Origin of the sequence: Streptomyces sp. NPDC052225, assembly GCF_040679615.1 — a bacterium.
In the GTDB taxonomy this organism is placed as follows: domain Bacteria; phylum Actinomycetota; class Actinomycetes; order Streptomycetales; family Streptomycetaceae; genus Streptomyces.
In genome coordinates this window covers 1-21948 of sequence record NZ_JBFAVD010000050.1, presented here as the reverse complement: position 1 = coordinate 21948, position 21948 = coordinate 1, and the positions used below count along the sequence as shown (strand labels likewise).

General features: G+C 72.1%; 22 protein-coding genes and 2 pseudogenes. 8 read left to right on the top strand and 16 right to left on the bottom strand.

What is annotated here, in order from left to right; translation table 11 throughout:
- Positions 1–129: 129 nt before the first annotated feature.
- The 3 genes from AB0L37_RS37525 to AB0L37_RS37515 all read right to left on the bottom strand — a co-directional run bounded on the left by AB0L37_RS37525 (position 130) and on the right by AB0L37_RS37515 (position 3745).
- Complete coding sequence (locus AB0L37_RS37525) at positions 130–1104, bottom strand: acyl-ACP desaturase (protein WP_365516364.1); 975 nt, start codon at positions 1102–1104, stop codon at positions 130–132.
- 95 nt (positions 1105–1199) lie between these two features.
- Positions 1200–1976 (bottom strand): dimethylargininase, encoded by a 777-nt coding sequence (gene ddaH / locus AB0L37_RS37520; protein WP_365516361.1) that lies wholly within the window; start codon positions 1974–1976, stop codon positions 1200–1202.
- Positions 1977–2122: 146 nt separating this feature from the next.
- Positions 2123–3745 (bottom strand): ABC-F family ATP-binding cassette domain-containing protein, encoded by a 1623-nt coding sequence (locus AB0L37_RS37515; RefSeq protein ID WP_365516358.1) that lies wholly within the window; start codon positions 3743–3745, stop codon positions 2123–2125.
- Positions 3746–4071: 326 nt separating this feature from the next.
- On the opposite strand from AB0L37_RS37515, the gene AB0L37_RS37510 reads away from it, so the two are divergent.
- Positions 4072–5157 (top strand): ABC transporter substrate-binding protein, encoded by a 1086-nt coding sequence (locus AB0L37_RS37510; protein WP_365516355.1) that lies wholly within the window; start codon positions 4072–4074, stop codon positions 5155–5157.
- 295 nt (positions 5158–5452) lie between these two features.
- On the opposite strand, the gene AB0L37_RS37505 is transcribed toward AB0L37_RS37510, so the two are convergent.
- The 6 genes from AB0L37_RS37505 to AB0L37_RS37480 form a co-directional block, all read right to left on the bottom strand.
- Positions 5453–6001 carry a hypothetical protein gene (locus tag AB0L37_RS37505; RefSeq protein WP_365516352.1) on the bottom strand — a complete coding sequence of 183 codons (549 nt, stop codon included), beginning with the start codon at positions 5999–6001 and terminating at the stop codon, positions 5453–5455.
- Positions 5998–7332 carry a DUF58 domain-containing protein gene (locus AB0L37_RS37500; protein ID WP_365516349.1) on the bottom strand — a complete coding sequence of 445 codons (1335 nt, stop codon included), beginning with the start codon at positions 7330–7332 and terminating at the stop codon, positions 5998–6000. Before AB0L37_RS37500 ends, AB0L37_RS37505 begins: the two co-directional genes overlap by 4 nt.
- Positions 7329–8345, bottom strand: a complete 1017-nt coding sequence (locus AB0L37_RS37495) for a MoxR family ATPase (RefSeq protein WP_365516346.1) — start codon at positions 8343–8345, stop codon at positions 7329–7331. The genes AB0L37_RS37500 and AB0L37_RS37495 overlap by 4 nt, the downstream gene beginning before the upstream one ends.
- Positions 8342–8938, bottom strand: a complete 597-nt coding sequence (locus tag AB0L37_RS37490) for a hypothetical protein (protein ID WP_365516343.1) — start codon at positions 8936–8938, stop codon at positions 8342–8344. The genes AB0L37_RS37495 and AB0L37_RS37490 overlap by 4 nt, the downstream gene beginning before the upstream one ends.
- Complete coding sequence (locus tag AB0L37_RS37485; RefSeq protein WP_365516341.1) at positions 8935–9825, bottom strand: DUF4129 domain-containing protein; 891 nt, start codon at positions 9823–9825, stop codon at positions 8935–8937. Before AB0L37_RS37485 ends, AB0L37_RS37490 begins: the two co-directional genes overlap by 4 nt.
- Positions 9826–9956: 131 nt before the next feature.
- Positions 9957–10316 (bottom strand): SsgA family sporulation/cell division regulator, encoded by a 360-nt coding sequence (locus AB0L37_RS37480; RefSeq protein ID WP_365516366.1) that lies wholly within the window; start codon positions 10314–10316, stop codon positions 9957–9959.
- A gap of 290 nt (positions 10317–10606) precedes the next feature.
- Between AB0L37_RS37480 and AB0L37_RS37475 the strand changes: the two genes are divergently transcribed.
- Positions 10607–11656, top strand: coding sequence for an oxidoreductase (locus AB0L37_RS37475; RefSeq protein ID WP_365516338.1), 1050 nt, complete (start codon positions 10607–10609; stop codon positions 11654–11656).
- 24 nt (positions 11657–11680) lie between these two features.
- Here AB0L37_RS37475 and AB0L37_RS37470 read toward each other — a convergent pair.
- From AB0L37_RS37470 to AB0L37_RS37455, 4 genes and pseudogenes are all read right to left on the bottom strand, one after another.
- A pseudogene (locus AB0L37_RS37470) lies at positions 11681–11986 on the bottom strand (phosphoesterase); the annotation flags it as partial.
- A pseudogene (locus AB0L37_RS37465) lies at positions 11983–12420 on the bottom strand (ATP-binding cassette domain-containing protein); the annotation flags it as partial. The pseudogenes AB0L37_RS37470 and AB0L37_RS37465, both read right to left, overlap by 4 nt.
- A gap of 155 nt (positions 12421–12575) precedes the next feature.
- Positions 12576–12878 carry a YciI family protein gene (locus tag AB0L37_RS37460; protein ID WP_365516335.1) on the bottom strand — a complete coding sequence of 101 codons (303 nt, stop codon included), beginning with the start codon at positions 12876–12878 and terminating at the stop codon, positions 12576–12578.
- Positions 12879–12938: 60 nt separating this feature from the next.
- Complete coding sequence (locus AB0L37_RS37455; RefSeq protein WP_365516332.1) at positions 12939–13430, bottom strand: Rrf2 family transcriptional regulator; 492 nt, start codon at positions 13428–13430, stop codon at positions 12939–12941.
- Positions 13431–13566: 136 nt separating this feature from the next.
- On the opposite strand from AB0L37_RS37455, the gene AB0L37_RS37450 reads away from it, so the two are divergent.
- Positions 13567–14307: an NAD(P)H-binding protein gene (locus AB0L37_RS37450; RefSeq protein WP_365516329.1), complete on the top strand. Its 741-nt coding sequence runs from the start codon at positions 13567–13569 to the stop codon at positions 14305–14307.
- Positions 14308–14313: 6 nt separating this feature from the next.
- Here AB0L37_RS37450 and AB0L37_RS37445 read toward each other — a convergent pair whose 3' ends face one another.
- Positions 14314–14748 carry a GNAT family N-acetyltransferase gene (locus AB0L37_RS37445; protein WP_365516326.1) on the bottom strand — a complete coding sequence of 145 codons (435 nt, stop codon included), beginning with the start codon at positions 14746–14748 and terminating at the stop codon, positions 14314–14316.
- Between the two features lie 48 nt (positions 14749–14796).
- On the opposite strand from AB0L37_RS37445, the gene AB0L37_RS37440 reads away from it, so the two are divergent.
- Positions 14797–15501 (top strand): endonuclease V, encoded by a 705-nt coding sequence (locus AB0L37_RS37440; protein WP_365516323.1) that lies wholly within the window; start codon positions 14797–14799, stop codon positions 15499–15501.
- On the opposite strand, the gene AB0L37_RS37435 is transcribed toward AB0L37_RS37440, so the two are convergent.
- Entirely contained in the window at positions 15473–16675 is a 1203-nt protein-coding gene (locus AB0L37_RS37435; RefSeq protein WP_365516321.1) for a saccharopine dehydrogenase NADP-binding domain-containing protein, read from the bottom strand. The two genes, AB0L37_RS37440 and AB0L37_RS37435, sit on opposite strands and share 29 nt — an antisense overlap.
- 100 nt (positions 16676–16775) lie before the next feature.
- Here AB0L37_RS37435 and AB0L37_RS37430 point away from each other — a divergent pair, with 100 nt between their 5' ends.
- Positions 16776–17177 carry an MmcQ/YjbR family DNA-binding protein gene (locus tag AB0L37_RS37430; RefSeq protein WP_365516318.1) on the top strand — a complete coding sequence of 134 codons (402 nt, stop codon included), beginning with the start codon at positions 16776–16778 and terminating at the stop codon, positions 17175–17177.
- Between the two features lie 22 nt (positions 17178–17199).
- On the opposite strand, the gene AB0L37_RS37425 is transcribed toward AB0L37_RS37430, so the two are convergent.
- The gene (locus AB0L37_RS37425) at positions 17200–17949 is read right to left on the bottom strand and encodes a hypothetical protein (RefSeq protein WP_365516315.1); all 750 of its coding nucleotides are present in this window, start codon (positions 17947–17949) and stop codon (positions 17200–17202) included.
- 229 nt (positions 17950–18178) lie between these two features.
- Here AB0L37_RS37425 and AB0L37_RS37420 point away from each other — a divergent pair, with 229 nt between their 5' ends.
- Genes AB0L37_RS37420 through AB0L37_RS37410 form a run of 3 tightly spaced genes read left to right on the top strand, consistent with a single transcriptional unit; the run spans position 18179 to position 21747 of the window.
- The gene (locus AB0L37_RS37420) at positions 18179–19345 is read left to right on the top strand and encodes a CaiB/BaiF CoA-transferase family protein (RefSeq protein ID WP_365516312.1); all 1167 of its coding nucleotides are present in this window, start codon (positions 18179–18181) and stop codon (positions 19343–19345) included.
- An 8-nt stretch (positions 19346–19353) separates the two neighbouring features.
- Positions 19354–20496, top strand: coding sequence for an acyl-CoA dehydrogenase family protein (locus tag AB0L37_RS37415; RefSeq protein WP_365516309.1), 1143 nt, complete (start codon positions 19354–19356; stop codon positions 20494–20496).
- 36 nt (positions 20497–20532) lie between these two features.
- The gene (locus AB0L37_RS37410) at positions 20533–21747 is read left to right on the top strand and encodes an acetyl-CoA C-acetyltransferase (RefSeq protein ID WP_365516306.1); all 1215 of its coding nucleotides are present in this window, start codon (positions 20533–20535) and stop codon (positions 21745–21747) included.
- Positions 21748–21948 lie beyond the last annotated feature (201 nt).

Below are 21948 nucleotides of genomic sequence, written 5' to 3'. Positions count from 1 at the left end.
GCACCGGCCCCCCCACCCACACAAATCCCGCTGCCGCGCCTCCCCGTCCGGTGAGCAGACGCGACTGCGGCATTTCGTGGGTTGCTCGCGCCCCGCGGCGGAGCCGCTGATCGATACAGCCCCGCGCCCCTAGGAGGCTGCCCTCGCCGCCATCCTGGCCTTACGAGCGGCGAGCTTCTCGTCGAACTTCGACGCCTCCGCGTCCAGGCCGTTCATGAACAGGCCGAGCTCCTCCTGCGCCTTGACGCCCTCGGGGCCGAGACCGTCGATCTCCAGGACCTTCAGGAAGCGCAGCACCGGCTGGAGCACGTCGTCGTGGTGGATGCGCATGTTGTAGACCTCGCCGATCGCCATCTGCGCGGCGGCCCGCTCGAAGCCGGGGATGCCGTGTCCGGGCATCCGGAAGTCCACGACGACGTCGCGCACGGCGCGCATCGTCAGATCGGGGGTGAGCTCGAACGCGGCCTTCAGGAGGTTGCGGTAGAAGACCATGTGCAGGTTCTCGTCGGTCGCGATGCGCGCCAGCATCCGGTCGCAGACCGGGTCACCGGACTGGTGGCCGGTGTTGCGGTGCGAGATGCGCGTGGCCAGCTCCTGGAACGCGACGTACGCGATCGAGTGCAGCATCGAGTGGTTGTTGTCCGACTCATAGCCCTCGCTCATGTGCGACATGCGGAAGGCTTCCAGCTTGTCCGGGTCGACGGCGCGCGACGCGAGCAGGTAGTCGCGCATCACGATGCCGTGCCGGCCCTCTTCCGCGGTCCAGCGGTGCACCCAGGTGCCCCAGGCGCCGTTGCGGCCGAAGAGGGTCGCGATCTCGTGGTGGTAGCTGGGCAGGTTGTCCTCGGTCAGCAGATTGACGATCAGGGCGGTCCGGCCGACCTCGGTGACCTTCGACTGCTCCTTCTCCCAGGCCTGGCCGTCCTCGAAGAGGCCGGGGAAGTTGCGGGCGTCGGACCAGGGCACGTACTCGTGCGGCATCCAGTCCTTGGCGACCTTCAGGTGCCGGTTCAGCTCCTTCTCGACCACTTCCTCCAGCGCGTACAGAAGGCGGGCGTCGGTCCAGTTGGTCGACGAGCCGAGGCGGGGGGAGATGACGGTCACGGGGGCTCCTGGGGGACGGAGGTACAGCGAGCGGTTTTACCTACGGTGTCGTAGGTTACGTTGCCGTAGGTTAAGCGCCCCATAAAGAGTCGTGGTTACGCGTAGAGCTCCCGCAGGCGAACTGAGAGGCACGTCACACAACCCTCCAGCTTCTCGAATTCCGAAATGTCCACCACGACGGGCTCGTAACCGAGGTCCGCGAAGAGCTCCGCGGACTTCGGGGCACTCTCCGCCACGAGTAGCCGGTCTCCGCCGAGCAACACCACATGCGCCCCGGCTTCCTCCGGCACCGGCAGGAAGCGGGGGAACAGCGACGGGGTGTCGACCAGCGGCTCGTACCCGATGACCGTGCCGTCCGGCAGCGCCGTCACCGCCGACTTCAGATGCAGCACCCTGGCCACGGGCACGGTGACGACCCGGGCGCAGAGCGGCTCGAAGACGGCCCGCATCTGCCGCACCCCGGCAGCGTTCGTCCGCCCGCCGCGGCCCACGTAGAGAGTGTCGCCCACCTTCAGTACGTCGCCGCCGTCCAGCGTGCCCGGTTCCCACACCCAGTTGACGGACGCGCCGAGCCGCGCCACGGCCTCCTCGACCCCGGGGATCTCGCCGCGCCGCTGCTCGGCTCCCGGGCGGGTGATCAGCGCGACGTTCCGGAAGACCACGACGGTGTCCTCCACGAACACCGCGTCCGGGCAGTCGTCGGCCGGCTCCACCAGGAACGTCTCCCAGCCGTGCGCCTCCAGCGCGTCGACGTACCCCTGCCACTGGGCCTGCGCCTTGTCGACGTCGACGGGCGTGCGCTCGAGGTGGGTGACGAGGCCGTCGGCGAGACGCGGTCCCGGGCGGCGGACGAGGGCCTTCTTGCTGGGCACGGGTGACTCCAAGGCGATGGCGGGTGGTGCGTGAGGTGAGCGCCCCGGCATGTGAGGACGCGCACATCATGCACAGCAGGACGCGCCGGGCGGAATCCCCCGTTACCCGCCTGTCACCTCTCCCTGCGTCTCTCCCTACGTCCCCCTCACATGCGCAGCCATCGCGTCACCCCGATCGACTCCAGGAACGGCATGTCGTGGCTGGCCACGATCAGCGCGCCTTCGTACGACTCCAGGGCCGACGTCAGCTGGGCGACGCTCGCCATGTCCAGGTTGTTCGTCGGCTCGTCGAGCAGGAGCAGCTGCGGCGCGGGCTCGGCGAGCATCAGCGCGGCCAGTGCCGCACGGAACCGCTCGCCACCGGAGAGCGTCGCCGCCGGCTGGTCGGCCCGCGCCCCCTTGAACAGGAAGCGGGCGAGCCGCGCCCTGATCCGGTTGTTGGTGGCGTCCGGCGCGAACCGGGCCACGTTCTCCGCGACACTCAGCTCCTCGTCCAGTACGTCCAGGCGCTGCGGCAGGAACCGCAGCGGTACGTGCGCGAGCGCCTCGCCCCCGACCGGCTCCAGCTCCCCGGCGATCGTGCGAAGGAGTGTCGTCTTGCCCGAGCCGTTGCGCCCGACGAGCGCGATCCGCTCCGGGCCGCGCACCTCGAACTGCACCGGATCGCCTGCCCCGTACGCCAGTTGGAGGCCGCGCAGGGTGAGGACCTCGCGGCCCGGCGGCACCGCGGTGAACGGCAGGTCGACGCGGATCTCGTCGTCGTCGCGCACCGCCTCCACGGCCTCGTCGAGCCGCTCCTTCGCCTCGGCGAGCTTCTCCTCGTGCAGGATGCGGTGCTTGCCCGCGGAGACCTGCGCCGCGCGCTTGCGGGCCCCCATCACGATCTTCGGCTCGCGCTTGGTGTCCCACATCTTCTGCCCGTAGCGCCGCCGCCGCGCCAACGTGACCTGCGCGTCCGCGAGTTGGCGCTTCTGCTTCTTCAGATCCGTCTCGGCGACCCGCACCATCCGCTCGGCCGCCTCCTGTTCGGCGGCGAGAGCTTCCTCGTACGCGGAGAAGTTCCCGCCGTACCAGGTGACCTCACCCGCGCGCAGATCGGCGATCTGGTCGACGCGGTCGAGGAGTTCCCGGTCGTGGCTGACGACGATCATCACCCCGGACCAGCCCTCGACGGCGCTGTACAGGCGCCGGCGAGCGTGCAGGTCGAGGTTGTTGGTGGGCTCGTCGAGCAGCAACACGTCCGGGCGGTTCAGGAGCAGGGCCGCGAGCCGCAGCAGCACGGACTCGCCGCCGGAGACCTCGCCGATGGCGCGGTCCAGGTCGAGTGATTCCAGGCCGAGTTCGGCGAGGGTGGCGAGGGCCCGCTCCTCGACGTCCCAGTCGTCGCCGACGGCGGTGAAGTTCTCCTCGCGTACGTCGCCGGCCTCGATGGCGTGCAGCGCGGCGCGGGCCCTGTCGATGCCGAGGGTCTCGTCGACGCGGAGCGCGGTGTCGAGCGTGACGTTCTGCGGCAGGTAGCCGATCTCGCCGCTGACCCGCACGGTGCCGTCGCCGGGCGTCAGTTCACCGGCGATCAGCCTCAACAGGGTTGATTTTCCCGACCCGTTGACGCCGATCAGGCCGGTGCGGCCGGGTCCGAAGGCGACCTGGAGACCGTCGAAGACGCCGGTGCCGTCCGGCCAGACGTAGGTCAGTCCGGTGCACGCGACGGACGCGGGGACGGAGCGGGGGTGACCCGTGGAACGGGAAGTGGAACGGGAGGATGACATACAGGCCTCGCGGTTGCTCGAAGGGCACGGTGACGGGGTGCGACGCGTTCGAGACACCGCGGGGCCATGTCAAGGGGCAACAAAAAGGCCTGTTCCGGCGGGAGGACGGCTCGGGATGCCGAGGTCGCACACGACGGCATGTCCGTACGCGCGCAGCGATGAGCGCGGCAGCGTGACATGCGCGGTGTCTCAAGACCTCAGACGAGCAACGTCCTTCTCCGATCGACGGCAACAGAACCGTCCACCACGGTAGGGAGCCCAGGGACCCCGGTCAACGGATTATTTACGGTTGCCCGCGCGGCCCGGCGCCGGATCCAATGACGCCCATGACCACGCCACCGCAGACACCGCTGTCGTCGCCGCACGCCGTACGGGTGGGAGCTCTCGCCCCGCTCACGCCGCCCGGCTGGGTCGACGCCGGCCGGCATCTGCTCGCGGGCATGGAGCTGGCCGTGGACGAGGTCAACTCCTCGGGCGGGATCGGCGGGCGGCCACTGGAACTGCTGGTCAGGGATACCGCGGCCGATCCGCTACGGGCCGAGGCGGCCGTCCGGGAGCTGGCGGATCTGGGGGTGGCCGCCGTTGCGGGGGAGTACCACAGCGTCGTCGCCCGGGCGGCCGCCGCGCGGGCCGAGGAAGTCGGTGTGCCGTTCCTGTGTTCCTCCGCGGTGCTCGACGCGCTCACCGACGCACCCGCGCGCTGGGTCGCGCGGTTGGCTCCGCCGCAGTCCCGGGGCTGGCGGATCTTCGCCGACTTCCTGCTGGCCGAGGGCCACCGCCGGATCGCCGTGGCAACCCAGCCGAGCGTCTACTGGGCGACGGGGACGGGCATCCTGCGCGACCACGTCACGCCCCGCGGCGGCAGCGTCGTCGAACTCGCCGCGAACGCGTCGACCCCGGCCGCCCTCTGCGACGCGCTCGCCGCCGACGGCGCGACGGCGCTCCTTCTCCTCGTCGGCACGCCGGACCCGGCGGTGCCGATCGTGAAGGCGGTCCGGGCGGACCCGAGGCTGTCCCATGTCCTGATCGGCGCCCCGGCCGGCCAACCGGAGTTCCCCGGCTGGGCATCGGCGCTCGGAGCGGACGGAGCCGGCATCCCCTTCCTGCGCTACCTGCCGGAACACTCATCCCCGCTGGCCGAACGCGTCACCGAACAACTGGCCACTCTCCTGGGCGAGTTGCCGTCCTTCGTGGCCTACGAGGGCTGGGACACGATCACGGCCTTGGCCGAGTCCCTACGCACCCAAGGCAGGGTGTCATGGCCGCACCTGAAGGCAGAGGGCACCCGGGGCCCGATCACCTTCACCCGCACCCCGAACATCCCGGTGGCCCAATGGACCTGGCCCCCGATCCAGGTAACAGACCGCTGCCCCACCACCCTCACCACTTTCCGAACCCGCTACACACCCTGAGAAACCAGCGCCCCGAAAGGGGCGCGAGCAACCACGTACAACCGGCACCCGCCGAACAAGGCTCTGGGGCAGCCGCGAAGGCGGCTGTTCGGCGACGCCGAGCACCCACGTCCATCCGGCAGCCGCGAGAGCGCCCCATCAGGGGCGCGAGGAACGGCGCGAGCAACCACGTACGACGGGCACCCGCCGAACAAGGCCCTCGGGCAGCCGCGAAGGCGGCCGTTCAGGGGCGCGGGGAACTGCGCGCCCAGCCCCACACAACCCGCACCTGCCAACCACCCGCACCCCCTACCCCCTATCCCCGACCCCGCCACACCACCAGCCCCCCAATCACCCCGCCCCCAACCACCACCACCGCCAACAACCGCCCGGCCCCCACCCCGCCCCCCGACACAGGCACGGCCGCCGCAGCCAGCACCACCCCGGCCCCGGCCAGTGCCCCGAGCGCCTCACCCCAGACCCGCCCCCGCCCCCGTACGGCAGTCACGCCCACCGACCACGCGTCGCTCGCCGCGAGATAGCCGACAAGCAGCACCGCCGCACACGCCCCTTCCCACACCCCCGGCTCCCCGAGCGCGGCGAACGTCACCGCGACGCAGGCCAGGACCGTCGTGCGGTGCCGGGCCAGCCGATGCGCCCAGTACGAAGAGGCGAGCGCCGGACGCGCGTCCACGCCGGGCGCCGCCCACGCCGCGAACAGCGCCCCGCACACGAACACCGTCGTGCCGAGCGCACTGTGCCCGGACGCCCACGGCCGATACGTCGCGACGACGAGCCCGACACCGAGCACCCGTACGGGCACGGTCCCCGCCCAGTACGCCGCGTACTCCCGCCAGAGGCTCACCGAGGCCGCCCCCCGACCCGCCCCGCGAGCAGCGGAGCCAACGCCAGATCGAGCGGCTCACCCACGACGTGCCGCAACACCGGAACCCCGCTGTCCCGCAGAGCGAACCGCATCGCGTCCCGCTCCGCACGCCACAGCCGCAGCCCCAACTCGCCCGCCACATCGCCCGGTTCGACCGTGGGGTCCCCGCTGGGGATCTCCACCACGACCGGCCGCCGCCCCCGCCCCTGGAGATCGCGCAGCACCTTCAGGATCCGCGCGTCGCTCAGCGGCGTGAACACGTACCCGAGGGCGCCCTCGGGCAGCGCGGGTGGCGGGACGCGTTCCAGACCGGCCGCCTGGAAGCTCCGGTCCCTGCGGACGTCGAGGATGCTCTCGACGATCCGGTAGAACGCCGCGTCCCCGGTCCCCGGCTGCAACCACCGCGTCGTCCCGCCGGTCGACACGACCCCCACCCGGTCGTGCGTCCGCAGATACGCGCGGGCGAGCCCCGTCGCCGCGCGGACCGTCTCGTCGAGCGAGGAGACCCCGGTCACCGGGTCGACGACGTCACCGAACGCGTCGATCAGCATCACCGTGTCCGCGGCCCGCTCCGCCGCGAACCGGTACAGCTGCACGCTGCCGCGCCGTGTCGTCGACGGCCAGTGAATCCGCCGCTGCCGCTCACCCGGCTCCCACGCCCGCACGCCGATGACCTCGACCCCTTCGCCGTGCTGCGCGGACGCGTGCTCGCCGAGGCGCTGCGGCAGCCGCACCGGGATCGGCGTGAACGAGGCGTGCGCGGCGTGCGGGAACACCGAGACCTCCACCGGGTCGACCCGCACGGTCCGGCGCACGGTGCCACCGGCGTCGTACACGTCGAGGTCGACCGGGCCCAGGGTCCAGCGCCCCCACAGCAGCGCCGTGTGGCGCAGGGTCACCGTGGACGCGCCGACGGCGACCCCGTCGAGCCGCACGCCGGGCCCGACCGTGACGCCGGGGTCGAGGCGGACGTCGCCGCCGTCGTGCGCGACGGAGATCCGGACGGTGACGGTGTCGCCCTCGAAGCAGCGCCGGGGCTCCACGGTCACCGCGGTCTCGACGCGGGTGGCGAAGGCGCGCGGCAGTGCGAGCGCGAGCAGGACGAGGGGCCCCGCGGCGAGCGCGAGCAGCCACGCCTGACCGGTCAGGAGGGCGGCGCCGAGTGCGACGACGGCGACCGTGAGCAGCCGCATCGGCCGCTCGCCGAGGCGCGGTCCGGACGGCGGCGCGGAGCCGGGACGCGACGGCTCGGTGCGGCCTTCGAGCGCGCGCACCACCGCCGCGTCGGGCCGGTGCCCGGCAACGCTCACGACGACACGGCGGCCGTGCGCCGCGTCGTCGGCGCGGCCACGCTGTCGACGACCTCGCGCAACACGTCGTCCGTGGACACCTCCCGCACCCACAACTCGGGCCGCAGGGACACCCGGTGGGCGAGCGCGGGCACCGCGAGCGCCTTGACGTCCTCCGGGATCACGAAGTCGCGCCCCTCCAACACGGCCCGCGCACGCGCGAGTTGGACCAGGGCGAGACCGCCGCGCGGCGACGCCCCGATGCTGATCTGCGGGTGCTCGCGGGTCGCGCCCACGAGTTCGACGGCGTACGCGAGCAGGTCGTCGTCGATCTCGACACGCTCCACGACGGCCCGCCACGCCACCACGTCGGCGGGCCCCACGAGCCGGTCGAGCACGGCCTCGGGCGCGGCCCGGTCGACCCGCGCCCGCAGCATCGCGAGCTCCTCATCGGCGGCCAGATACCCCATCCGTACGCGCAGCTGGAACCGGTCGAGCTGTGCCTCGGGGAGCGAGTAGGTCCCCTCGTACTCCACGGGGTTGGCGGTGGCGATGACCATGAACGGGTCGGCCAGCGGACGCGTCGCCCCGTCCACCGTCACCTGCGCCTCGGCCATCGCCTCAAGGAGTGCGGCCTGCGTCTTGGGCGGCGTCCGGTTGATCTCGTCGGCGAGCAGCAGATGCGTGAAGACCGGACCCGGATGGAACACCATCTCGCCGGTGCGCTGGTCGTAGAGCGACGCGCCCGTGACGTCCGACGGCAGCAGGTCGGGCGTGAACTGGATGCGCCGGAAGTCCAGGCCGAGCGTCGTCGCGAACGACCGGGCGAGCAGCGTCTTGCCGAGACCCGGCAGGTCCTCGACGAGCACATGACCGCCGGCCAGGACGCCCAGCATCACCAGTTCGAGGGCGTCCGCCTTGCCGACGACGGCGCGGCCGATCTCGCGCAGCACGGAGCGCGCCCGCTCGCCGGCCTGCTGCGGGGTCAGCGGGGCGGACGCGTCGGATGCCTCCGCCGGAAAGGAACTCGTCACGTCACTTCTTCCTGACTGCCGGTGCGGTTACGGGAACGGGTGCGGGGGCGAGGTGCGTTGAGCGCCTCCAAGCGCTCGACGAGGCGGCCAACGACCTCGACCGGGACCTCGCCCTGCGGCCCGGTGCCGGGCTGCTCGTGACCCAGCCACGGCCACAGCTCGGCGCCGATCAACTCGGCGGCACGCCGCGGCTGTTGGTCGAGCGAGACATGATGGTGCTCGGCGAGCGCGGCGGCGAACAGCCGGCGCAGCTCGGGCCGGAGCACGGCGCGGTAGTAGAGGGAGCCGTCGGGTCCGGTGGCCGTGCGGACGTTGCGCCGCCACTCGCCCATGCCCGGCGCCCGTGTCCGCAGGAGGCGTACGTCCTCGCGGCGCGCGGAGTCGAAGACGTCCGCGCCCGCCGCGTACCGCGCGACGATGAGTGCCACGACGGCGAGCACGGTGACGACGGACCCGGCGGCGGCCGCACCGTCGACGAGGAGTACGAGCAGCAGCCCCGAGGTGGCGATGAGGGCGCACAGCAGACCGAGTTGACGGAGTGTCAGAAGAGGGTGTGCCCGGCTGTCGGGTCTGGCGTCGAACCGGTCGCTCACGCGGACGCCTCCCGTTCCTGAAGGCGCGCCGCGATCTCCTCCAACGCCTCGGCGGCGGCCGTGCGTTGGGCGTCGTCCATGGGGTGCGTGGAGTACCGCGCCTCCCGGAACAGCGCGGTCAGGCGGGGCGCCGCCGGTCCCTGGGCGAAGCCCGCCCGGGACGCGCGGGTGAGCAGATCGGCGGGGCTGTCGGAGGCGCGGCGGCCCACACCGGAGACGGCGAGGGCCTCCTCCATCGCGGCGTAGCAGGCGATGACGGCGGCCCGCGCGTCGACCCCGTCGGCCAGCGCGCGCCGCCCCGAACGGACCGCGGAAAACAGCAGTTCCCGCTCCTCGTCCGCCGCGGGCACGGCGGGCGGCGCGGGCGGCGGCAGCGCGAAGCCGCCCCGGCGCAGCAGTCGCCGTACGAGGAGGACGAGCAGTACCAGTGCGATGACGGCCGGGATGATCAGGAGGACGTAGGGAGACAGCGAGAAGCCGTCGGGGTTCGCGGGCGCACCCTTGCCGAGGCGGGGTGGTTGCGACGGCGTGGGCGGGGCGGCGGGCAGGGGCGCCACGGTGGGTTGGTGAGGGGTGAAGTGGTGCAGCACCAGGGCGAGGACGCCGAGGGCCGCGGGCCCGGCGAGCAGCAGCGGCATCAGCGTCCGGCGCAGGCGGTCCTCGCGCGGCGGCAGTGGGGCGGACCCGCCGCGGATGCGCGGACGCAGCCGCTCCGTCGCGAACATGACGCCCACCGCCCAGGCGACACAGAGCGCGATGACAACGATGCCCCAGCGGCCGAGGGGCCCCTTCCCGGAGTCGAGCAGATCCGGGTCGGGGCGGAGCAGCAGAGCGGCGGCGGCCAGCGTCGCGACCGCGCCGCACGCGAACGCCCGTGCGTACGCCATCTGTTCCCCACCCCCTCGGCGCCTAGATTGGATCACCTGATCGGCGGGCGAGGAACTGCTTGGTGAACTTTTTGTGTCACGTCACGCGGCGCACCGGCTCAGGGGGCGTCCCGTATCAGGGGCGTCCCGCGTCAGTGGGCGTCCCGCATCAGCTCCGCCAGGTCGCCGTCCATGTCCAGGTGCAGGGCCTCCGAACCGGCCGGCACCAGCTCCGCCGTGTCCGTCAGGAACCGCTGCAACTCTCCCGTGCGCACGTGCACGATCGCGGTGCCCTCCACGGCGTGGAACTCCAGGACGGTCCGGTCGTAGCCGTAGGGCCGCACGCGCACGTCACCGGTGCCCGCCGACTCCGCCACGCCGGTGGACAGCAGCTCACGCGCGAAGGTCCAGCACACGTCGACGCCTTCGAGTGTCGCCGGGGCCGGGAAGGACATACGGACCGCGAACGGGTCCCGCACGTCGTAGCGAAGGGTCGCGGGGATGCTCGCCATCCGCGGCGCGGCTGCGACGAGACGGGCCTCAACGGCTTGCTCGATGACGGTGGACGACAACGCCTGCTCCCTAGTGACGGCTCGACGGAGGACGACGGACGATGGGACGGCCTCACTTGAATAGACGCCGGAACGACGGAATCCGTGCACCTCAAGTCAGGTGAAATGCGAGTGACCTCTGTCACCGGTTTCAACCCTGGTGCTCTGGACGTGATCGGGACAGTGGGCTAGCTTCGCGCGCCATGAGGGGACAGAGCACGCCGAGGACATTGCGAACACTGCGAACACTGATGACTCTGGGTGCGGTGGTGCTGGCGGTCGCCGCCTCCGTACCGGCCGCCGCACACACGCCCGGCACGGAGAAGAACTCCGTCTGGGAACTGAGACCCACGAACACGGACGTACGGTTCCGCGGTCTCGCCGCCGTCGACCGTGACACGGCGTGGGTCGCGGGCTCGAAGGGCACCGTCCTGCGCACCGGCGACGCCGGCGCGCACTGGAAGGACGTGTCCCCACCCGCAGCGGCCGGCCTGGAACTGCGCGACATCGAGGCGTTCGACGCGCGCCGCGCCGTGGCCCTGGCGATCGGCGAGGGCGAGGCCTCCCGGATCTTCCGCACGGACGACGGCGGTGCGAGCTGGACGGAGTCGTTCCGCAACCCGGACCTGAAGGCGTTCTACGACTGCGTCACGTTCTTCGACCACCGGCACGGGCTCGCGATGAGCGACCCGGTGGACGGCAAGTACCGCATCCTGTCGACCCGCGACGGCGGTCGCTCGTGGACGGTCCTGCCGAGCGCCGGCATGCCGCCCGCGCAGAGCGGCGAGGCGGGCTTCGCGGCGTCCGGCCAGTGCCTGGTGGCCTCTGGCCCGAAGGACGTCTGGCTGGCCACGGGCGGCGGCGCGACCGCCCGCGTCCTGCACTCCGCCGACCGCGGCGTGACCTGGACCGCGACGGACACCCCGATCCCGGCGGGCGACCCGGCGCGCGGCGTCTTCGGACTCGCCTTCCGTGACCGTACGCACGGCATCGCGGTCGGAGGCGACTACCGCGCCGACCAGCCCTCGCCGCGGGCGGCCGCGGTCACCGGCGACGCGGGCCGCAGCTGGACCGGGTCGGACCAGCCGCCGCCCGCGTACCGCTCCGGCGTCGCCTGGCTCCCGCACTCCCGTGCCGCGGCCCTCGCGGTCGGACCCACCGGTACCGACCTCACCACCGACGGCGGCCGCACCTGGCGCACCGTGGACACCGGCTCGTACGACACCGTGGACTGCACGCGGGACGGCGGCTGCTGGGCGTCCGGCGAGAAGGGGCGGGTGGCGGTGGCCCACCGCCCCTGACGGCCACCCGTCCTTCCCTGACGGCTACCCGTCGTTCTCGGCGGAGGGGATGAAGGCGCCCGGCACCTCCTTCGGCGCGTACAGCTTCTTCTCGCCCGGGTAGGGGCGGGTCCAGCCGTGGGTCTCGTACCAGGTGAAGTGGTTCATCTGCGCGGGGTTGGCGAAGTCCGGCACGGCGTGCGGTCCGGTCAGCCGCTGCTTCGCCTTCCACGCGTCCCACTCGGCCGCCAACTCCCGCTGCGAGGCGGGCACTTCGTTCGAGGGGACGGCCGCGTCCCTCGGGTCCTGGGCGGCCGGGGTGTCGAGGCCGCAGTCCGGCGGCGTCTTGAGAAGCCGCGGGTGCGGTCGTCGGCGACCTCGGTGAGGCCGACCTCGGTGAGGCCGACCTCGGTGAGGCCGACCTCGGCGAGCGCCTCGTCGACGGCCGGGGTGCGCGCGTCGCGTCCGTGCAGCGCGGCGAGCGCGCCGAGGTTCCGGCGTGCGGTGAGCGACGGGTACAGGCCGGGCCCGTCCACGAACCCGGCGACCCCTTCGGGCGCGGGCCGCCCCCGGCCGGCCGGCGTCCCCAGTACCTCCAGGGTTCCGCCGTCCGGCGCGGCGAGGCCGAGCAGCAGCCCGAGCAAGGTCGTCTTGCCCGCCCCGTTCGGTCCGACCAGGCCGTGGATCCGGCCCCGCCCGACCTCCAGATCGATGCCGTCGAGCGCGATCACCTCCCCGAAACTCCTGGCGATGCCGCGTGCCCGTACGGCGTGCGGTCCGTCCATGAGCCACCCCTCTCTCGCAGGCCTCAAGGACCATAGAGAGCGCGTAAGTCACGCACGGGAAAGGCGAGTTGAACGCAGGGGGAACGCGTGTCCATCGGCATGCCAAGTGCCGCGGGACGGCTTCTGATTCCGGTGGGTACGGCGTACCCGTGTCGTCAGCCGGCCGGCAACTCCTGCCGGAAGGAGGCCAGTTCGGGCGCGGTCTTCACCGCGACGAACTCGGTGATCCGGTACGCGCACACCCCGCCGGTCACGAAGGGGTCGGTCGCCGTGAGCTGTTCGACAGCCGGGCGGTCGTCCCCCGCGGCGATGATGATGCCGCCGTCGCGCGGCTGCTTGCGGCCCGCGGCGAGGAAGGTGCCCGCCGTGAAGTGCCCGTCGAGCCAGGCGCGGTGCTCCTCCATGAGGGCGTCGACGTGCTCGATGGGTGCCGTGTAGGTCAGTTCCAGTACAAACATGGTCGACAGGCTACGCAGGGGCCCTCCCTCCCCGGTGTGGATTACCGAGCGGGGCCCGTCTCACCCGGCGCTGTCGTGCGCCGCGTCGAGCCACGCCCCGATGCCGGGCAGCGCGTCAGGGCCGCTGTCCCGCTCCACCGAGCCGACCAGATCGGCGACGGAGACGGCGCGCAGCGACTCCCGCCACGCCGCGTCCGCCGAGGCCATCGCGCGGGCGATCGGGCACGGCTTCGTGCAGGCCTCGGGCGGTGTGCCGAACGGGCCGCGCTGCCGGATCTCGGTGCACACGAACGCCGGGCTCGCCCCGTCCACCGCCTGCACCACGTCCAGGACCGAGATCTCGGCGGCGGCCCGCGTCAGCACGTACCCGCCGGTCTTGCCCTGCACCGACCTCACCAGGCCGGCCCGGGACAGGGCCTGCATCTGCTTGGCCAGATAGCTCGGCGAGACGTCGTGCAGCTGCGCGAGACGGGCGGCGGGGACCGGGTCGGTCGCCGCCGTCAGGACCACACAGCAGTGCAGCGCCCACTCGACTCCGCCGGACAGTTTCACGCGCGCTCCCTCGTGACTCGGATGCCTCGGCCCGGACGCCTCAGCCGGCACAACTTGACTCGGACACAGAGTATCCGAGTAGCATGTCGGTATCTCGGACAGAAAATATCCGAGTTAACGAAAGAAGGGTTCAGCCATGAAGATCACGGTCATCGGCGGTACGGGTCTCATCGGATCCCAGCTCGTCTCGACCCTGCGCGGCGCGGGCCACGAGGTGGTCGCCGCATCCCTGTCGACCGGCGTCGACCTGCTCTCGGGCGAAGGACTCGACCAGGCGCTCGCCGGCGCCGACACGGTCGTCAACGTGACGAACTCGCCGACCTTCGACGAGGCGTCCTTGGCCTTCTTCCGCACCACGGTGGGCAACCTCCTTGCGGCGGGCGAGCGTGCGGGCGTCGGCCATCAGATCGCCCTCTCCATCGTCGGCGTCGACCAGGTGCCGCAGCTCGACTACTACCGGGCCAAGACGCTCCAGGAAGACCTCCTGAAGCAGGGCCCCACCCCGTACTCGATCGTGCGCGCCACGCAGTTCTACGAGTTCATGGACGCCGTCCTGTCCTGGACCTCCGACGACGAGGCCGTCCGGCTGCCCGCCACCCGTGTCCAGCCGATCGCCACCGCCGACGTGGTCGCCGCCCTCGCCGACGTCGCCACCGCCCCCGCGTTGAACGGCATCCTCGACGTGGCGGGCCCCGACGTCCTCCCCCTGGACGAGCTGGGCCGCCTCACGCTCGCGGCCCGCAAGGACCCCCGCCCCGTGATCACCGACGACACGGCCGGCATGTTCGCCGCGGTCGAGGGCGATGTCCTGATCGCGGGCCCGGACGCCCGCCTGGCCCCCACGCGTTACGCGGACTGGCTGGCCGCATCGGCCTGAGCGGCGCTACTGGGCGCCGGTCATCATGCGCGACATGCCCACCGACCCGTACGACGACGTCTCGACGAAGCCGAACTTCTCGTACAGGAACTTCGCGGGACCGTCCGCGACGAGCGACACGTACGCCGTCGCGGGCGCGCGCCGCTCCAGCTCCTCCGTGAGCGCGGCCATGATCCGCTTGCCGAGGCCCGCGCCCTGGTGGTCCGGGTGGACGCAGATGTCGACGATCTGGAACGCCGTGCCGCCGTCCCCGATGATCCGGCCCATCCCGATCGGCTCCCCGCGGTGCCGCAGCACCACGCCGTACCAGGTGTTCGGCAGGGCCAGGGCGACCGCCTCCGGCGACTTGTCGGACAGGCCCGCGTCCGTGCGCAGCCGCTGGAAGACGTCGACCGGGGGGACGCCCGGCTCCAAGAGGTAAGGGTCAGTGGACTCATTCATGCCTTACATTATGGAGGGGTGCGGGTCCCGGCTGGCTAGGGTTGGGGCATGCTCACGACCACGGGGATCCCTGACGGCTGGCCGGCGGACGAGGCCGCGGCGCGCGCGGTGCAGGACGCGCTGCGCGACCGCGTCGTCCTGGACGAGACAGGGCCGACGCCGGGCACCGGAACCGTCACCGGTATCGACGTCGCATACGACGACGAGCACGATGTCGTCGCCGCGGCGGCCGTCGTCCTGGACGCGGCGACGCACGCCGTCCTTGAGGAGGCGACGGCCGTCGGGCACGTGGCCTTCCCTTACGTGCCGGGGCTGTTGGCGTTCCGCGAGATCCCCGCGGTGCTCGGCGCGCTGAAGGCGCTGCGCACCGACCCGGGGCTCGTCGTCTGCGACGGCTACGGCCTCGCGCACCCCCGCCGCTTCGGCCTGGCGAGCCACCTCGGCGTGCTCACCGGGCTGCCCACCATGGGCGTGGCGAAGAACCCGTTCGCCTTCGCGCACGAGGAGTTGGGGCCGGCGCGGGGGAGTGCTGCCGCTCTCCTGGACGGCGCCGAGGAGGTCGGCCGCGCGCTGCGCACCCGCGACGGCGTGAAACCGGTCTATGTGTCGGTCGGGCATCGGATCTCCCTGGACAACGCGTGCGCCCACGCGCTGTCCCTGACCCCGTCCTACCGCGTCCCGGAGACCACGCGCCGGGCCGACCGACTGTGCCGGGACGCTCTTCTCACCGCTCGGCAGCGACCCGGAACGTGATCCCGGCCGCCCTCAGCCGCGCGATCAGCGCGTCGCCCATCGCCACCGCCGTCGTCACCTGCCCCGCCGTGTCCGGAAGTTCGTCCTGGGCGAGACACATCGCGGACTCGGCGAGCATCTTCGCCGTCTCCCCGTACCCGGGGTCGCCGCCGGCCACCTCGGTGAAGACCCGGCGCCCGCCGCCCTCGCCGACGAACCGCACCGAGAACCAGCTCTTCGCCCGGCGCGCCTCGTCGGGACCGTCTCCGGGCAGCAGCCGCCCGCCCAACCAGCGCCGTGCGGGCGGCACTTGGGCCGCCGCGAACAAGGCGCCGACCGCCGCGACCCCGCCCACCGCGACCGGCAGCGACTTCACGGCCGCGTAGTGCCGGTAGCGGAAGTCGGGGCCGTAGCGCTCCAGGGCGCGCGCCGAGCGCTGCACCACCTGCGGGTCGATCGTGGGCAGCGGCAGCGCCCACGCCCCGACCTCCTTGGCGAAGCGCGGAGTTCCCGTCGGCGCGTACGCCGTGCGGCCCACGAGCCGCGGCTGGTGGCGCCGCCGCTCCTGCTGCGCGGCGAACATCTGCCGGGCCCGCCCGAACTGGTTCAGGGCCGAGGCGAACGTGCCGCCCGAGAACGTCGCGTTCGACCGTACGAAGCCGTCGACCCGCAGCGGCTCGCCCTCCGGCAGCTGCTGCACGGTGAAGTACGCGCCCAGGTCGTGCGGGATCGAGTCGAAGCCGCAGGCGTGCACCAGCCGGGCGCCCGTCTCGCGCGCGCGTGCGTCGTGCCGCACATACATGAGGTCCACGAACTCCGGCTCGCCCGTGAGGTCCACATAGTCGGTGCCCGCCTCGGCGCAGGCCGCGACGAGCCCTTCGCCGTACTCCAGGTACGGGCCGACGGTCGAGGCCACCACCCGCGCGCGGGTGGCCAGTTCGCGCAGGCTCGCCGGGTCGGCGACGTCCGCGCGCACCAGCGGCAGCACCGCGCACGCCGGGTCGATCCCGGTCAGCCGCTCGCGCAGCCGCTCCAGCTTCGCGGTGTCCCGCCCCGCGACCGCCCACCGCAGCCCCTCGGGCGCGTGCGCCGCGAGGTACTCGGCGGTGAGCACCCCCACGAAGCCCGTCGCCCCGAACAGCACCACGTCGTACGGCCTGTCCGTCCTGCCGTCTGTCGTACCCGACTCGTTCATGACATCCCTCACCGTGCGTCGCGCGCCGTTGTCGGTGGCCGAGGCTAGCGTGGACGGGGAGTGGGGTCGCAGGGGCCCCTGCCCGGGAGCGGAGGTCGCCGTGGGCGAACCCAAGAAGCCGTCGCAGCGCGCTCTGCGCACGTGGGAGCGGGTGCGGGAGTTCGCCCTCGGCCTGCCCGGCGCCACCGAGGAGTTCCCCTGGGGCGAGACCGTGGCGAAGGTCGACAAGAAGGTGTTCGTCTTCATGGGCGTCGCCGACGGCACGTACCCCATGGGCCTGACCGTCAAGCTCAAGGACGAGGAGGCCCACGCCCACGCCCTGACCGCCCCCGGCGCCGAGCCCGCCGGATACGGGCTCGGCAAGGCGGGGTGGGTCCGTGTCCCGCTGGACGAGAAGGGCGCGCCGGCCGCGGAGCTGCTGTGCGACTGGGTGGAGGAGTCCTACCGGGCGGTCGCGACCAAGAGACGCGTGGCCGAACTGGACGCGGGCCGCGGCGAGTGAGCTCCCGCGGGGGCGCCCGGGGTCAGGTCCGCTGCGACGAGGCCGCGAGCGCCTTCAGGTCGACCGTCTCGTCGGCCGACGGCTTCTGCGGCTCGACGGCCTTGCCGTAGTCCGTGAACGTCGCGGTGTTGGGGTTGTCGCCGCCGCTCGACGTGGTGCGCAGGATGTACGGCTTGCCCTCGGTCGCGACGTAGAGCGCCAGCGTCTCGCCGCCAGCCTTCTTCTTCGTGAGCTTGATCGCGTCCTTGCCGTCGACAGACGTCGTGCCCGCCTTCTTCATCCCCTTGCGCTCCGACTTGTCCTCGTCCATCGACGCCACGAGCCCCTGCTTGTCGCACAGGCCCTGCGTCATGGAGTCGTCCGCCGGCGTCCTGACCCACTTGTCCTTGACCTTCGGCACGATCTTGGCCGCCCCCGGCTGCTCCTTCAGGGCTGCCTGCCAGTACTTCTCGTCGCCGCGCAGATAGAGCGTGCCGTCGAGGTGGCGCACGTCGGCGGTGGTGCCCGCCGTCCTGATGGTGCCGTCGCAGTTCTTGCGCTGGTCCACGGCGAGATCGACGCTGAGGTCCTCCCCGCCGGACTGCTGCACCGTGCCCTTCACGTGCATCGAGTCGGCCTGCTCCGTGGCCTTGACCGCGTCGGCCGCTATCCGGTCGGCGCTCTTGCCCTTGAAGGCCTCGTCCCCCGAATCACCGTCGCCCCCGCATCCCACGAGCCCCAGTAACGACATCCCGGTGACGGCCGTCAGTGTCAGCACTCGACTTCCGTGCATGTCTTCGTCTCCCTTCCGTGGAAGTTACGTACGAAATCCCCGAATACCCCACTACTCCGGGTGGTCACCGGAAGGCGGGTGTCCACTTTGCGTGCCGACCGAGGGTGACGCGTACGTGAGCCCGTAAATTGGCTAAGCGCTTGCTCGTTCGGGGCTTGTGCTCACCGGGCCGGGTTCTTAGCATCACTGGTGTTACATCAGTTGTGTCACAGACGTGGGGGCGTGGCGGATGGCAGTGGCAGGCACGGAAACCCGTGAGGGGCACGGCGGCCCGCTCGCCGGAGTGCGCGTCGTCGAACTCGCCGGCATCGGGCCGGGCCCCTTCGCCGCGATGCTCCTCGCCGACCTCGGCGCCGATGTGGTCCGCGTCGACCGGCCCGGCGGCTCCGGGCTCGCGATCGACCCGGCGTACGACATCACCAACCGCAACAAGCGCTCCGTGCTCGTCGACCTCAAGGCCGAGGGCGGCGCGGAGCGGGTGCTCCAACTCGTCGAGCGCGCCGACGTGTTGATCGAGGGCTACCGGCCCGGCGTCGCCGAGCGCCTCGGCGTCGGACCCGGGGACTGCCGCGCCCGCAACCCGAAGCTGGTCTACGGCCGGATGACCGGCTGGGGCCAGGAAGGCCCCCTCGCACAGCGCGCCGGACACGACATCGCCTACATCGCCCTCACCGGCACCCTCGGCATGATCGGCAAGCCGGACGAGCCGCCGACCGTCCCCGCCAACCTCGTCGGGGACTACGCGGGCGGCTCGATGTACCTCGTCGTCGGCATCCTCGCCGCCCTCCACCACGCGCGCGAGACCGGCACCGGACAGGTCGTCGACGCCGCCATCGTCGACGGCGCGTCCCACCTCTCCGCGATGATCCACGGCATGCTCGCGGCCGGCGGCTGGCAGGACCGGCGCGGCGCCAACCTGCTCGACGGCGGCTGCCCGTTCTACGGCACGTACGAGACCGCCGACGGCCGGTACATGGCGGTCGGCGCCCTGGAGCAGCAGTTCTACGACGAGTTCATCGAGCTGATGGGGCTCGCCGGCAGCGCGCCCGCCCGCAAGGACCTGGCACGCTGGGGCGAGCTCCGCGACGCCGTCGCCGCCCGCTTCAAGGACCGTACGAGAGACGAGTGGACGGCCGTCTTCGAGGGCTCGGACGCCTGCGTCGCCCCCGTCCTCTCGCTGCGCGAGGCGCCCGCCCATCCGCATCTGGCCGCCCGCGGCACCTTCGTCGACCACGGCGGCATCACCCAGCCCGCCCCCGCGCCCCGCTTCTCGTCCACGCCCGCCGGTGTCCGCTCGGGCCCCGCGCTGCCGGGCGCCGACACCGCCGACGTCGCCCGCGACTGGGGCGTACCGGACCTGAACGAGCCCACCGACCCTTCGACGAAAGGCAGTTGACCGCAAGCATGGAACGACGCCTGTTCAGCGCCGAGCACGAGGCGTTCCGCGAGACCGTCCGCACCTTCCTCGCCAAGGAGGTGACCCCGCACCACGAACAGTGGGAGAAGGACGGCATCGTCGCCCGCGACGCGTGGCTCGCCGCCGGACGCCAGGGCCTGCTCGGGCTCGCCGTGCCCGAGGAGTACGGGGGCGGCGGCACCACCGACTTCCGCTACAGCGCCGTCCTCGCCGAGGAGTTCACCCGCGCCGGCGCCTCCGGGCTCGCCGTCGGACTGCACAACGACATCATCGGCCCGTACTTCACCACGCTCGCCACCGAGGAGCAGAAGCGCCGCTGGCTGCCCGGCTTCTGCGACGGCTCGCTGATCACAGCGATCGCCATGACGGAACCCGGCGCCGGATCCGACCTCCAGGGCATCCGCACCACCGCCGAGGACAAGGGCGACCACTGGCTGCTCAACGGCTCGAAGACCTTCATCTCGAACGGCATCCTCGCCGACCTCGTCATCGTCGTCGCCAGGACCACCCCCGAAGGCGGTGCGCGCGGACTCTCGCTCCTCGTCGTCGAACGCGGCATGGAGGGCTTCGAGCGCGGCCGCAACCTCGACAAGATCGGCCAGAAGGCCCAGGACACCGCCGAGTTGTTCTTCAACGACGTCCGCGTCCCGAAGGAGAACCTGCTCGGCGAGCGCGACGGCGCCTTCATCCACCTGATGACGAACCTCGCCCAGGAGCGCATGGGCATCGCCGTCGCCGCCATCGCGGCCGCCGAGCACCTCCTGGAGATCACCACGAGCTACGTCAAGGAGCGCGAGGCCTTCGGACGGCCCCTCGCGAAGTTGCAGCACATCCGGTTCGAGATAGCGGAGATGGCCACCGAGTGCGCTGTCACGCGTACGTTCCTCGACCGCTGCATCGAGGACCACTCCGCGGGAACCCTCGACGCCGTGCACGCCTCCATGGCGAAGTGGTGGGCCACCGAACTCCAGAAGCGCGTCGCCGACCGCTGCCTGCAACTGCACGGCGGATACGGCTACATGACCGAGTACCGCGTCGCGAAGGCCTTCACCGACGGACGCATCCAGACCATCTACGGCGGCACGACCGAGATCATGAAGGAGATCATCGGCCGCTCGCTGCTGTCCTGACCCGACCCTCGTTCCGCTGCTCCGAAAGGCACCTCCGTGACCACTGACGCGTACGTCTACGACGCGATCCGCACCCCGCGCGGCCGCGGCAAGGCCACCGGCTCCCTGCACGGCACCAAGCCGATCGACCTGGTCGTCGGCCTCATCCACGAGATCCAGGCCCGCTTCCCCGGCCTCGACCCCGCCGCCATCGACGACATCGTCCTCGGTGTCGTCGGCCCCGTCGGCGACCAGGGCTCCGACATCGCCCGCATCGCCGCCATCGCGGCCGGGCTGCCGGACACGGTGGCGGGCGTCCAGGAGAACCGCTTCTGTGCGTCGGGCCTCGAAGCGGTCAACCTGGCCGCGATGAAGGTCCGTTCGGGCTGGGAGGACCTCGTCCTCGCCGGCGGCGTCGAGTCGATGTCGCGCGTGCCCATGGCCTCCGACGGCGGTGCCTGGTTCGCCGACCCGATGACCAACTTCGACACCGGGTTCGTGCCGCAGGGCATCGGCGCCGACCTCATCGCCACCATTGAGGGCTTCTCGCGGCGCGACGTCGACGAGTACGCGGCGCTCTCCCAGGAGCGGGCTGCCGCCGCCGTGAAGGACGGGCGCTTCGAGCGGTCGATCGTCCCGGTCAAGGACCGCAGCGGCCTGACCGTCCTCGACCACGACGAGTTCCTGCGCCCCGGCACGACCGCCGACTCGCTGGCCAAGCTGAAGCCGTCCTTCGCCGACATCGGTGACCTCGGCGGGTTCGACGCGGTCGCGCTCCAGAAGTACCACTGGGTCGAGAAGATCGACCACGTCCACCACGCGGGCAACTCGTCGGGCATCGTCGACGGGGCGTCGCTCGTCGCCATCGGTTCGCGCGAGGTGGGGGAGCGGAGCGGGCTCACGCCGCGCGCCCGCATCGTGTCGGCGGCCGTCTCCGGCTCCGAGCCGACCATCATGCTCACCGGGCCCGCGCCCGCCACCCGCAAGGCGCTCGCCAAGGCGGGCCTGACCATCGACGACATCGACCTCGTCGAGATCAACGAGGCCTTCGCGGCGGTGGTGCTCCGCTTCGTGCGGGACATGGGGCTCTCCCTGGACAAGGTCAACGTCAACGGGGGTGCGATCGCGCTCGGACATCCGCTGGGGGCGACCGGGGCGATGATCCTGGGCACGCTGGTCGACGAGCTCGAGCGGCGGGACCTCCGGTACGGGCTCGCCACGTTGTGCGTCGGCGGGGGGATGGGCATCGCCACGATCGTGGAACGGGTGTAGCGCCGTAGGGCGCCCGTTGCCTTGCCGGGTGCGGCTCTCGTCGTGGCTGGTCGCGCAGTTCCCCGCGCCCCTGAAGGCTTGCGGCTTCGCCGCTGAGCCTTCATCGGGGAGATGCCGCACCGGAGGTGCGCATCTCAGGGGCGCGGGGAACTGCGCGAGCAACCCACCACCACCCGCACCCGGCAACGAAACAGGGCCGCC